At 69.6% G+C, this 10,653-nt stretch carries 9 protein-coding genes; 7 read left to right on the forward strand and 2 right to left on the reverse strand.

The genetic code is table 11. The features are described from left to right. Positions 1–835 precede the first annotated feature (835 nt). From AC08OP_RS13595 to AC08OP_RS13625, 7 genes are all read left to right on the forward strand, one after another. On the forward strand, positions 836–1,072 hold the full coding sequence (locus tag AC08OP_RS13595) for a DUF397 domain-containing protein (RefSeq protein ID WP_476601763.1): 237 nt from the start codon (positions 836–838) through the stop codon (positions 1,070–1,072). 272 nt (positions 1,073–1,344) lie between these two features. Then, positions 1,345–2,136 carry a hypothetical protein gene (locus AC08OP_RS13600; RefSeq protein ID WP_476614528.1) on the forward strand — a complete coding sequence of 264 codons (792 nt, stop codon included), beginning with the start codon at positions 1,345–1,347 and terminating at the stop codon, positions 2,134–2,136. Between the two features lie 187 nt (positions 2,137–2,323). Next, complete coding sequence (locus AC08OP_RS13605; protein WP_476614529.1) at positions 2,324–2,794, forward strand: GlcG/HbpS family heme-binding protein; 471 nt, start codon at positions 2,324–2,326, stop codon at positions 2,792–2,794. A 272-nt stretch (positions 2,795–3,066) separates the two neighbouring features. Beyond that, a complete protein-coding gene (locus AC08OP_RS13610; protein WP_476614534.1) occupies positions 3,067–4,251 on the forward strand; it encodes an ABC transporter substrate-binding protein in 1,185 nt (394 codons plus the stop codon). Positions 4,252–4,459: 208 nt separating this feature from the next. Beyond that, the gene (locus AC08OP_RS13615) at positions 4,460–5,449 is read left to right on the forward strand and encodes a malate dehydrogenase (protein WP_476595636.1); all 990 of its coding nucleotides are present in this window, start codon (positions 4,460–4,462) and stop codon (positions 5,447–5,449) included. Between the two features lie 373 nt (positions 5,450–5,822). Beyond that, on the forward strand, positions 5,823–7,349 hold the full coding sequence (locus tag AC08OP_RS13620) for a cation:proton antiporter (protein ID WP_476614530.1): 1,527 nt from the start codon (positions 5,823–5,825) through the stop codon (positions 7,347–7,349). A gap of 114 nt (positions 7,350–7,463) precedes the next feature. Further along, positions 7,464–8,873 (forward strand): TIR domain-containing protein, encoded by a 1,410-nt coding sequence (locus tag AC08OP_RS13625; protein ID WP_476614531.1) that lies wholly within the window; start codon positions 7,464–7,466, stop codon positions 8,871–8,873. On the opposite strand, the gene AC08OP_RS13630 is transcribed toward AC08OP_RS13625, so the two are convergent. Further along, positions 8,794–9,939: a hypothetical protein gene (locus AC08OP_RS13630; protein ID WP_476614532.1), complete on the reverse strand. Its 1,146-nt coding sequence runs from the start codon at positions 9,937–9,939 to the stop codon at positions 8,794–8,796. The genes AC08OP_RS13625 and AC08OP_RS13630 overlap by 80 nt on opposite strands. Then, positions 9,936–10,457, reverse strand: a complete 522-nt coding sequence (locus AC08OP_RS13635) for a hypothetical protein (protein WP_476614533.1) — start codon at positions 10,455–10,457, stop codon at positions 9,936–9,938. Before AC08OP_RS13635 ends, AC08OP_RS13630 begins: the two co-directional genes overlap by 4 nt. Positions 10,458–10,653 lie beyond the last annotated feature (196 nt).

Below are 10,653 nucleotides of genomic sequence, written 5' to 3' on the forward strand. Positions count from 1 at the left end.
GCCGACGCGCTCTTCGCCGGCGCGCTGGTTCTGGTGCACGATCTCCGTCGAGTGCTGTTGAGGTGTCCCCCGTTGTTTTACAGCTATGTCGCGGGCCCCGGAGCCACGAGTGGACCGGAAGGGCCACGGTTTTCGCTACGCCGAGGCTATGACCTTGTGCACAGTCAGGTCGCGCGCGGCCGGCCTCCCGTCGTCCGGGGAGCCGGAGTGCCCCGTCGTGAGCGCGCATCTTTCCCCCAGGTCGGGGATCTTTTTCTCCTGGCTCGGCCCGCGGCCGCCTCGTACGGGTGCCCGGTGCACGGATCGGATTCGTCACTCTTCGGATTTTTCGGACGTTTCGCCTAGTGGTGTCGAGACCCGTCCATGGTTCTTCGGGGAGCCCCATGGACGGGCTGGGCGCAGATTCGTGGTGTTTTTATGGTGTTTGTGATGAGATTTTTAGTGCCTTCGGTGGTTAGATCAACATCCTTGACGCTTCCGTTAGATGCTGTCGATCTTCTCTTGATCTTCTCTTGATCTTTCATTGATCTTTCTTTGGGCTGCCCTGGGGCCGTCCTGGGACTGGTTCGGCGTGGAGGCCGTGGCGGCGCGAGGCATCGGGCCGGGCGTCTGTCGCCCGCTTGATGCACGTGCACCCGACCGTGCTGTATCGTGAGCCAAAGTTCGTGCAGTCGCACACGCTGGCATGGTGGGACGATCTTCCGGGGGGTGTTCCGTCATGGTTTTGGCTGGCAGTCGGTCGGCGGTCGGTGGTTGGCCCGTCGGTGGTATAGCGAGCGGACGGCGTGGGTCGGGGCCGTGGCGGCACGGCTTCCCGGGGCTTCAGGAGATCGACATGAGCAAGATCTACAGCGGTATGCCTGCCGCGGCGCTGCAGCGCGTGACATGGCAGAAGAGCCGCCGGAGCAACTCGCAGGGAAACTGCGTCGAAATGGCGAAGCTTCCGGGCGACGAAGTTGCCGTCCGTAACTCTCGGCATCCAAACGGACCCGCTCTGGTGTATACCCGAGCTGAAATCGAGGCTCTGATACTCGGCGCCAAAGACGGCGACTTCGACAACCTGCTCCAGTAGCTGAGTCCGTCATGGCTTTCCCGGTTCCGGCAGCCTCGACGAGGCGGGTACGTTCCATCGCCGCGTGGGCTCCCCCTGCAGGGAGCCCACGCCGGGTCGTGGACGGTGTGGGCACCGTGGCCGATTGTGGTCTGGGGGGCGGTGCCCGCCCGGACCGGGCGGGCACGTGGCGAGACGGTGCCAGCCCCGCTCCTGCACCTAGCAACCCGCTCACGCGGCCCGCGGTCTCGTTCGCGTTCGCGTCGCTCCCGGCCAACCGGACCGGAGACAGCATGCCCACGTCGATCCCTGAACGGATCTTCAGCTCGGAGGATCTGCCGCTCCTCTCACTTCCCGGTGCCGACGGGCTCATCACCTGCCAGTGGATTCACGAGTCCATGAGGGTGCGGACCCCGTCGGGACGCGGCGGTGACGCCATCCGTGGCGGTGACGCCATCCGCGGCGGTGACGCCATCGAGGAGCGGCGGCGCGCGCAGGTCGGTTTCGTCCTGGTCGAGCCGGCCTGGCTGGTTCGCGCGGCGGCCGAGCGGCTACGCGCACCGGCAGTCGACGCCATCGTCCTGCACGCTCATGCCAGCCCGCCCGGTCGCAGCGCGCTGGCCTTGGCGTTCGCTTCTCATCTGCGCAATGCCCTGAGACGGCCGGGAGCAGGCGATACGCCCGCCCCCGGCGGCCCCCCCGGGTCCGGCGGCGAGCCGGAGGTCGGTGACAACGTCGTCACCGCCGGGGTGCGGCCGGATCTCAGCGGCTTCGCCGATCTGATCCGGGTACCCCATCTGGTGACCGTCACCGACGGCACCGGTGCCGTCGCGGACACAGTTGTGTGGGAAATCATGACCGGCGCGCAGTTCGACACCTGGCTCGAGGGAGCTCCCCGGCCCGACCAGCGAGTCATCGAGGCGCACCTGCCCGGTCTGTTGCGTCTGCGCGGCCTGCACCGGGTCGGCCGGCTGGATCATCCGGGCGCCGGTGCTCTGCTGGACCTGCTGGGCGGCGGCTATCTCTCCAGCCGGTTGATCCACCGCTGCCCCCGGGCCGTCCTCCCGTTCGTCGCCGCGGCCTGACCCCCGGTTCCCCGCCGGGGAACCGGGGATACCCCGTGTCTACCTGTATCCTGCCGTTATCCTGCCGTTCGCCACTCGGGAGTGCCATGCGCGACGGTGGTTACGCGGCGCGCCTTCCACCACCTGACAGTCAGCCAGGGCCTATGGTCAAGCGCACCGGAACGCCGCTTTATGGGGAGAGTCGCGGATGACCGTATCGCTCGAGGACGCCCGTCGGATCATCGCCGCCGGGGAGAAATATGCGGTTCACCTCGGTCAACCGGTTAACATTGCCGTCGTTGACCACGCCGGAATTCTGGTTGCCCACGTCCGGATGGACAATGCCCGGCTCGAGACCGCGGATATCTCCGTCGACAAGGCGTGTGCGGCTCGGTCCTGGGCTCCGCCGGCCCAGCTGGTCAGTCATACCGGTGGCGAGGGACACACTGGCGGCAAGGCGCAGGCCGGCGGCGAGGCACCTGCCGGCGGCAAGGCACCTGCCACAGGTGACGGCCGCGTCGGACGGGAGCGTCCGTCGCCGGCGGAACCGGTCGTTACGGGTCTGCCCGGTGCGCTGCCGCTGTGGCGGAACGGGGTGATCGTGGGGGCCGTCGGGGTGAGCGGTGGTCCCGCCCCCCTTGACCAGGCCATCGCCCGGGCCGCCGCGGCGGCGTTCTGACCTGGCCGACCTGGCCGACCGGGCCGCACTCCCACGGGGTATCGCACCCCACGGGGTACCGCGTGGGGAGCCCGAAGCGGGATCGGATCCTGAAACCGGGAGCGATCGATCTTCGGTGAATCTCACAAAATCAACGGAATGGCGCCGAAGAGTGGTCCTCCTGGTTCAGGCTTGATGGAGTGAGGAGCATCACGGCTCTGGGGGCCGGGCCGCACCGGCCTCGGCGCCGTCGTGCGGACCGTCGGGCCGCGCTGCTCGGGCTCGTGAGTCTCCTGATCGTCTTGGGAGCGGTCGGCTGCCGGGTCTCCACCGACAGGCCGACCGCACCCCCGGCCTGCGCGGCGCCGGGCGTCGGTCCGGGCGCGATCAGATTCGGCCTGCTCTATCCGGACACCGGAAACGCGGCGTCACTGTTCCGGTCCTTCCGGGCCGGAGTGGACGCCCGGCTCGGGGTGGCGGACAAGGCGGGTGGTGTGTATGGCCGAAAAGTGGTCTATGTCTGGCGGGATGACGCCTCGAATCCCGCCGGGAACCAGGCCGCCGCCCAGGGGCTCGTGGAGGACGACCAGGTGTTCGGAATCATCGAGTCGACCTCCGTGGCCAGTGGTTCCGCTGGTTATCTCAATAGCCGGCGAATACCGGTGACCGGTACCTCGCTGGAAGCTGCCTGGACCCACAACGACAACATGTTCAGCTACTCGAATATGATCTTCGACGGGCCGTCCGTCACGACCTGGGGTGAGTTCGTCGCCGAGCGCGGCGGCCACCGGGCGATCATCGCCCAGTCCGGGTTCTCGGCGACCTCCGTGACCCTCGCCGACAAGATGGCGCTGAGCCTCGCCGCGGCCGGGGTGCGGGTGCTCGGCCGGATCGATGCGACCGGGCCGGTCGACATCCCGGGTATCGGCCGGAAGGTGCGCGACAGCGGCGCGGACGTCCTGGTCGGCGCCGTCACCGGCGCCGCCTTCGGCCAGGTGGTCCTGGGCGCCCGGGTGGCCCGGGCAGATCTGCGGGTCATCCTGTCGCCCACCGGCTACGACCAGCGTCTCCTGCAATTGTTCGGCGGAGTGCTGGCCGGGGTCTACAGTTTCGTCGACTACCTGCCGTTCGAGCAGGAGACTCCCGCTCACCAACGGTTCCTGCAGGCCATGCTGGAGTACGCGCCCCAGGTGTCCCCGCCGGCCCAGCAGGCGGCCCTGTCCGGGTGGATCTCGGCGGACATGTTCCTGCGCGGCTTGGTGGCCGCCGGGCCATGTCCCAGCCGGGAGACGTTCATCAGGGGCCTGCGGGCGGTGCGCGGCTATGACGCGGACGGGTTGCTGCCCGCCCCCGTCAACTTCGCCGCCCATTTCGGGCAGATCACCCGTTGCTACACCTTCCTTCAGGTCGCCGCGGACGCGAAACGTTTCGCGCTGGTCCCGCCCGTACCACGGTGCGGGACCGAGATCGGCCGGTAGCACGTGCCCCATCGCGGCGCCGCGATGTGAGCTGCGTCCGCGCCGCCCGTGCCTCCTGACCAAGAACTTCGGACTAGCCTCGGACTAGCATCGCTGGGGCGGCAGAAGACGTTCCAGTCCAGGACCGGTTACCCAGCCGGCTCGGGATCGTTACGAGGACGACACGGGCCGCACCCCGATCTTCCGTGATCTGCACCAGGAGAAGCCAGTGAGCTCAACGCCCGTCAACGTCACCGTAACCGGCGCCGCCGGTCAGATCGGCTACGCGCTACTGTTCCGCATCGCGTCGGGCCAGCTGCTGGGTGCGGGCACGCCGGTGAAGCTGCGTCTGTTGGAGATCCCGCAGGCCGTGCGGGCGGCGGAGGGCACGGCGCTGGAGCTGGAGGACAGCGCCTTCCCGCTACTGGCGGGGGTTGACGTGTTCGACGACGCCAAACGGGCCTTCGAGGGCACCAACGTGGCCCTCCTCGTCGGCGCACGCCCGCGGACCAAGGGCATGGAGCGTGGTGACCTGCTGTCCGCCAACGGCGGGATCTTCAAGCCGCAGGGCGAGGCGATCAACAGCGGGGCCGCCGAGGACATCAGGGTCCTCGTCGTCGGGAACCCGGCCAACACCAATGCGCTCATCGCTCAGACGCACGCTCCGGACGTGCCCGCCGAGCGATTCACCGCGATGACCCGGCTTGACCACAACCGCGCGATCGCGCAGCTCGCCAAGAAACTCGGCGTGCCCAGCACCGAGATCAAGAAGATCACGATCTGGGGTAACCATTCGGCTACCCAGTACCCGGACATCTTCCACGCCGAGGTGGGCGGACGCAGCGGCGCCGAGGCGGTCGGCGACCAGGCATGGATTGCCGACGAGTTCATCCCGCGGGTCGCCAAGCGGGGCGCCGAGATCATTGAGGTGCGCGGCGCATCGTCCGCGGCGTCGGCTGCCTCCGCGGCCATCGACCACATCTTCACCTGGGTCAACGGCACCCCGGCGGGCGACTGGACTTCGGCGGCGATCCCGTCCGACGGCTCCTACGGGGTGCCCGAGGGACTCATCTCCTCGTTCCCGGTCACCGCATCCGGCGGCCGGTTCGAGATCGTGCAGGGTCTGGAGCTCGACGCCTTCTCCCGGGAGAAGATCGACGCCTCGGTGCGTGAGCTGGCCGAGGAGCGGGAGGCGGTCCGCGCGCTCGGCCTCATCTGAGCCGATTTCTCCCCGCCTGCGCAGGCTGGTGAAGCGGAGGGAAGTGCGGAGGGCTGGTCACGGTTGCCGGTCCGGAAAACGTGATTACCCCTCCACAACTCCGCGCCATGCGGCGGGAGATGACGCGAACGGCGGACTTCCCGGCGTCCGTTGTGGTTTCTTCTTGAGGGACGTCGGTACCAGTGCCGGCGCCCGCGGCGTCAGCCGACCGAATCGCATGCGCGCGGGCGACGGGGGATGACGAGAAATCCGTGATCCGGTCTCCGTGATCCGGGATTCCGGCTCTCGGCTGGCCTGTCGCCGATGCGCCCGTCGGTCGTCGGCTTGGAGCCCTCGCCGCCGTCAATGGTGGCGAGACGTCCGAGGAGAGACATTGTCCCTCACGTCCGCCCAGCCCGTCCCCTCGATCCCACCGCATTCCCTGCTGCTGTTCCTGCTTCAGCTCGCCGTGCTGCTCAGTCTGGCAATTCTGCTCGGGCGTGTCGCCGTGCGCCTGCGGATGCCCGCCATCGTCGGTGAGCTTTGCGTCGGCGTGCTCCTCGGCCCGTCATTGCTCGGAACGCTGTGGCCGGCCTTCTCGGACTGGTTGCTTCCGCGTGACGCCGCGCAGTTTCACCTGCTCGACGCGGTGGGACAGCTCGGCGTTCTCTTCCTGGTCGCGCTCAGCGGGTTCGAGATTGATACGCGGATCATCCGCCGGCGCAGTCTCACCGTCGCCCGGATCAGCCTCGGTGGGTTGCTCCTGCCGTTGGGTTTCGGGATCGCCACCGGCGTGCTGATGCCATCCTCCCTGCTGGGCCCCGACGGCGACCGGACGGTCTTCGCGCTGTTCCTCGGGGTGACGATGTGCGTGAGCGCCATCCCGGTGATGGCGAAGACGCTCATGGAGATGCGTCTGACCCATCGGGAGGTCGGGCAGCTCGCGCTGGCCGGCGGGATCATCGACGACGCCGTTGGCTGGCTGATGCTGGCGGTCGTGTCCGCGATGGCGACCACCGGTGTCCGGGCGGGCGACACGGCGTTGTCGGTGCTTTACGTCCTCGGGGCGGGGATCTTCGCGTTGACGATCGGCCGGGTCGTCGTCCGGGCCGTGCTGGGACGGATCATTGCCACGAGTGGTGCCGGGGCTGGGGCTGGCGCCGATCCCGGCGCCAGGAGCGGATCGGTCGTGGCCTTCGTGGCCGTGCTGGTGCTCGCGTCGGCGGCCGGGACGCAGGCGTTGGAGCTGGAGGCGGTGTTCGGCGCCTTCCTGGGCGGGGTCGTCCTCGGGTCGTCCGGCCTGGTGGATCATGCCAGTGTCGCCCCGTTGCGAATCGTGGTGATGGCGGTGCTCGCGCCCATCTTCTTCGCGACGGCGGGCCTACGTGTCGATCTCACCGCTCTGGGTGAACCCCGGGTTCTGCTCGCGGCGGTGATCGTGCTCGCGGTCGCGGTCTTCGGCAAGTTTGCCGGTGTGTACGCGGGGGCACGGGCCAGCCGGCTGACCCCCTGGGAGGGTCTTGCGCTGGGCGCCGGCATGAACGCGCGGGGGGTCATCGAGATCGTGGTGGCCAGCGTCGGCGTGCGGCTGGGGGTGCTCTCCACCGAGACGTACACGGTCATCGTTCTGGTCGCGATCGTCACGTCGGTCATGGCTCCGCCGATCCTGCGCCGTGCCATGCGACAGGTTGAGCAGACCGCTGCCGAGGAACAGCGCCGCCTTGTGCTGGACGGTCACCTGGTGGCGGGCGGTCACCTGGTAACGGAAGGTCACCTGGTGGCGGGCGGCCGCCTCGTGCTGGACGGTCACCATGCGAGCGGTGCCGGTGGCGTCGGTGCCGCGGAGGCGGGCGTCATTCCCGTCGCGAGGCCCGGACGCTCCCCGGAGTTCGGTCCCGCGCACGACACCGAAGGTCGGTGAACCCACCCAATACAACGGGTAGGGACGGGTTAGAATTCGAGGACGAATCCGCCGACTGACGGACCACCAACCGTCGCGTCGCCGGATTTCTGCGGGCATGCCTACGGGGGACTCGTGACGGACCGGCTGACCGAGGCGGAGATCGAGGCGCTTTCCGCCACCTTCACCAACCAGATGAAGGCGACTCATCTGTTGGAACGTGCCGGGCTGGCTCGTCGGCACCATCCGCAGTTCTACCCGGGTGAGTCGTCGTTCGAGTTCTGGTCCGAGCTCGCGTCGCTGTTGGAGAACGGGCTGTTGCCGGACGGCCGGAGGCGCATCCTCACCGAGGCGCATCGGGACTATCGGGGCAACCGGATCTTCGCTGACGCCGTCCGGGAGGACGGTGTCTCCCGCGGCGAGGGTGTCTCCCGCGGCGAGGGCGCCCCGTGGGAGGACGGCGTCCCGCGGCATGTCAGCGTTTTCTGCCTGGATGCCAGGCACTACAGCCGTCAGGACATCGCGACGCAGGCGAGCTGGCGGGAGGGGCTGCGCCGGATCGTCGACGAGGCGGCCGGAGGCGCCGGCCTGCCTCCCCGGTCGATCCGGCTGCGCCAGGATCGCGGCGACGGCTTTCTCGCAGCCGTGGCCGCCGACGTTCCCAAGGCCGTTCTCGCGACCGAGTTCGTCCGGGAACTGCGGATCGCGCTGCGGACCTACAACCGGGGGCGTAACGAGACCGGTCGAATCCGGTTGAGGTTGGCCCTGCACCAGGGCGAGGTGGGTATCGACGGCAGTGGTTTCGTCGGCGACGCGGCGGTGGTCGCCGCCCGGCTGGTCGACGCGGACCCCGTCCGGCAGCTGCTGGAACAGGACAAGGACGCGGAACTGGCGCTCATCCTATCGTCCGAGTTCTACCGCGGTACGGTGGCCGGGCGGCTGCGGGATCTCGACCCGGCGCAGTACCGCCGAGTCGAGGTGTCGGTGGCGGGCAAGTACGAGGGCCTCGCGTGGATCACGCTGCCGGGGCGCCCGTTCCCGGCGGTGCGGACCCCGTCGAACGGCTCCGGTCAGGGGCCGCTCGCGGACGAGAAGTGGGACTTCCTCATCTCCGCGGATCCGTCCGATGAGGCCTGGGGCTCCTGGATTGCCCGCGTGTTGGAAGGCCGGGGTCATTCGGTGCATCTGGCGGCCCTCGACGCGCTGCCCGGTGAGCACGAGATCGGTCTGCTGCACGAAGGGATCTCGCAGTCCCGGCGTACCCTTGCCGTGCTGTCGAAGAGCTACCTGGCCTCGGAGAAGATGCAGGCGGCCTGGCAGGCGGCCTGGCAGGCGGATCCCAACGGCGTGAAGCGCACGCTGATCCCGATCCGCGTCGAGACCTGTGACCCGGCCGGGCTGTTGCGCGGCATCAGCTACATCGATCTCGTCGACAAGGACGGTGCGGCAGCGGAGCTTGAACTGGTCAGGCAGATCGCCCGGTCCCTGAACGGCCGCGGTTCCCGGCCGTCGACTCCGCCGCCCTTCCCCGGGAAGCGATCTTGACCAGCCGCCGGCCAGGATCCTCGCGGCCCGCCGCCTCGACGTCGTCGGGGTCACCAGCGGTGCCGGTATCGGCGTCACCGGCGGCGTCGGCGGCGTCGGCGGCGTCGGCGGCGTCGATCAGCAGTCGGCCGAGCCCGCGGCCGTAACTCGTGCTCCCCTCCAGCCTGGACCAGTCGGCCAGCGCCGTCATCATGGCCCGCAGTCCCGCTGTGGACGGTTCTCCGGCGACCGCCTGCTCGGCCTGGCTCTGCACTCTCGCCAGCCAGGTCAGCGCCTCGTTGCCGGCTGCCCGGGCGCGCCGGGCCGCCTCGTCGATCCGGGCCCTGCGCAGGATCAGCCGGCCTGCCGCCGTCGGCGCCCCGGCCAGCCGGAGCAGTCCGGCGGCGCGCCCGCCCTCCGACCCGGCGCGCCCGTAGGCGGTCAGGGCCCGCTGCCACAGTTCCTCCGCGCGTTCCGGATAGGCCGTTCGCGACTGGATGATCGGGCTCCCGCCGGGCCGACGGCCGAGCGTCTGCGCCCCGCCATCCGGGAAGCCGGCCCAGTCGCCGCGCACCAGCGCCGCATGGGCCAGTGTCGCGTGGTCGGACCCGGCGCCGGCCTCGACCGCGTCCAACGCCATGCCGGCTTCGGCCTCCTGGTTCGCCCGGAACAGCAGATCCGCCCGCAGGATCCGCGCGTACGCCGCCGCCTGTGGCACCGGGAGCTCGTCGAGATGGGTGACGAAGAGGTCAGCCGTGTCCAGGGCCTGCATTGCGAGCGTTCCGGCAGGGTCGGCGGTCCGTGCGGCGCGTGCCGGATCGGCGCTGTGACCGTGCACAACCACGTGACGGGGCAGGCGATAGGGCAGGTGATGGGGGAAGCGATGGGGGCCGGGCCCGTGCCTCCGGCCGGTTTCGCGGTGGTCGACGCGGTGACCGGTCAGGGCCAGCTGTGCCCGCGCCACCCGGATACCGGGGATGATCTCGGCACCGAGCACGCAGATGACCGCGGTCGTCGGTTCGAGCAGTGCGTGCCGTTGCCGGGCGATGACCTGCGTCGTCCAGGCGATCAGCGGGGCGTCCGTCATGGTCCGCGGCGGTCCGGCTGGTCCGGCTGGTCCGGCTGGTCCGGCCAATCCGGCCGGACCGGAGTGCCCGGAGTGCCCGGAGTGCCCGGAGTCGGGGGGGTCGGCTGGGATGGCGCCCAATTGGCCCGGTGGGCCCGGTGGGCCGGGCGTTCCCGGCGCGGACCGGGTACACCGGGACGCGCGGCGGGCCCAACCGGAGGCGGAGCGAACGTCCTCGTGGCCCAGGCCCGGACGACGCCGACGTCATCGGGGGACCAGTTGAGGTCGAGAGCCAGCGCGGCGAGGTAGAGCGCCTCGTGCGCCGCCAGGTGATCGGGGTCGGTCGGGTCGTGTTCGCTCTCCCGCAGCTCCCGCAGCGCTCCTTTCGCCCGGCCGGCGGCGAGCGCCGTCGCCGCGCGGACGAGATGGCGTTCCGCGGGAGGCGGGGAAGGATAGCGGAGGAGCACACCCGCGGGCTCGACGCGGTGCTGTTCGTGCAGCAGGAGCGCTACCAGGAGCCGGGCTGAGGCAAGCGGCATCGTTGCGGTGTTCCTTCACGGGCAGCGGGATGGATCCGGAGCCGGATTTCACCGGAAGAAAGAAAAAATAGCAGGACATGCCGACAGTACCCGGCGACCTGCCGCGCGGAAATCCCTTTCGGTGCTCTCGCCGCGGCCGGGTCGTGGCATCTCTGGTATCTCGTTATATTTTTATAATATTGATGAATGTCAGGCG

This window comes from Frankia sp. CeRuru1 (assembly GCF_977966315.1).